Raw genomic sequence first — 1,823 nt, 5'->3', positions numbered from 1 at the left:
CGTCGGTGGGTGCGTCGGAGGCGTCAGGCCTTGAGGGTCTGACCGGCCGAGCGCAGCGCCTCGCAGGCCTGCACGACGCGGGCGGCCATACCGGCCTCGGCGACCTTGCCCCAGGCGCGGGGGTCGTACTGCTTCTTGTTGCCGACCTCGCCGTCGATCTTCAGCAGGCCGTCGTAGTTGCGCAGCATGAAGTCGATCACCGGACGCGAGAAGGCGTACTGGGTGTCGGTGTCGATGTTCATCTTCACCACGCCGTAGTCGACGGCGTCGGAGATCTCCTGCGCGGTGGAGCCGGAGCCACCGTGGAAGACGAGGTCGAACGGGTCGGTCTTGCCGACCTTCTCCCCGACCGCCTGCTGGATCTCCTTGAGCACCTCCGGACGCAGCTTGACCGCGCCGGGCTTGTAGACGCCGTGCACGTTGCCGAAGGTCAGCGCGGTGATGTAGCGACCGCGCTCACCGGTGCCGAGGGCCTCCACGGTGGCCAGGCCGTCCTCGACGGTGGTGTAGAGTTTCTCGTTGATCTCGTGCGCGACGCCGTCCTCCTCACCGCCCACCACGCCGACCTCGATCTCGAGGATGATCTTGGCCTTGCTGGTGCGCTCGAGCAGCTCAGCGGCGATCTGCAGGTTCTCCTCGACCGGCACCGCCGAGCCGTCCCACATGTGCGACTGGAACAGCGGGTTCTCCCCGCGGGCCACACGCTCCTCCGAGATCGAGAGCAGCGGGCGGACGAAGGAGTCCAGCTTGTCCTTCGGGCAGTGGTCGGTGTGCAGCGCGATGTTGACCGGGTAGTTCTTGGCGACCTCGTGGGCGTAGGCGGCCAGCGCGACGGCGCCGGTGACCTTGTCCTTGATGGTCGGCCCCGACAGGTACTCCCCGCCGCCGGTGGAGACCTGGACGATGCCGTCCGAGCCCGCCTCGGCGAAGCCCTGCAGGGCGGCGTTCAGGGTCTGCGAGGAGCTGACGTTGATCGCGGGGTAGGCGAAGTGGTTCTGCTTCGCCCGGTCGAGCATCTCGGCGTAGACCTCGGGAGTAGCGATGGGCATGGGTGCCTCTCTTCGTTTTCGACAGACGGTGCGCTGCCCAGTCTTGCAAACCGGGACGGGTCCCACCCGCCGGTCTCGCACTGGTTCGGACCAGTTGCGGCACTGGCGTCATACCGGTCGGCGACTGGGCTCAGCGGCCTTCAGTCGTCGAGGCGGGAGAGGTCGACGGTGGCGCGTCCGTCGGAGTAGATCCGGGTGGCCGACTCGACGGTCGCCGGCTTCACGTCGATGTGCTCCAGCCCGATCGTCAGCGGCGGGCCGGAGTGGCTGCGCACGGTGATGTCGGGGCCCCGGCCCAGGCCGCCCGGGCCGATCGCCAGCTGCGCCACCTCGGGCCAGGACAGCCGCACCCCGTGCAGCTCGACGCCGAAGCGGCCGATCACCAGCGCCGGCCCCACCCCGACCTTGGCCCGGTCGGCGACCGCGCGGCGCCAGCCGACCAGCCACACCACCAGCCGGGCCGCGCTGAGCACCGTCGCCAGCCCGACGAACACCCAGGGCTCCCAGCCGGTGCGGAAGGCGTCCCAGCGCCAGACCACGAAGACCGCCGAGATCACCAGGCTGAGCACCAGCGAGACGATCCCCGAGATCATCCGACGCTTCCGGACGGCCACGGTCTCGTCGGCGACCACCGGCGTGTACTCCGCGATCAGGTAGTCCGGCGCCTGCTGCATGGCGCCCATCCTCCCACGCCGCCCGAGCACCTCCCGGGCCGCGCCGGGGACGACGACGGCCGCCGTCCCGCCGCGGAGGGCGGGGACGGCGGCCGTCGGT

General features: G+C 70.3%; 2 protein-coding genes. Both read right to left on the bottom strand.

All coding sequences use genetic code 11. The annotated features are described in order from the left end of the window. Nucleotides 1-23 precede the first annotated feature (23 nt). Complete coding sequence (gene fbaA, locus DVA66_RS20020) at nucleotides 24-1,049, bottom strand: class II fructose-bisphosphate aldolase (RefSeq protein ID WP_114561538.1); 1,026 nt, start codon at nucleotides 1,047-1,049, stop codon at nucleotides 24-26. Nucleotides 1,050-1,189: 140 nt separating this feature from the next. Beyond that, on the bottom strand, nucleotides 1,190-1,823 hold a 634-nt coding region (locus DVA66_RS20015; RefSeq protein ID WP_198671989.1), incomplete at its 5' end, for a hypothetical protein.

This window comes from Desertihabitans aurantiacus (genome assembly GCF_003344635.1).
Taxonomy (GTDB): Bacteria; Actinomycetota; Actinomycetes; order Propionibacteriales; family Propionibacteriaceae; genus Desertihabitans; species Desertihabitans aurantiacus.
The sequence above is the reverse complement of the archived record's forward strand: the minus strand, read 5'-3'. Positions and strand labels throughout refer to the sequence as shown.

Bases quoted from the DNA above. Each gene is read 5' to 3' on its own strand.
- fbaA (WP_114561538.1), bottom strand. From the start codon at position 1,049: ATGCCCATCGCTACTCCCGAGGTCTACGCCGAGATGCTCGACCGGGCG.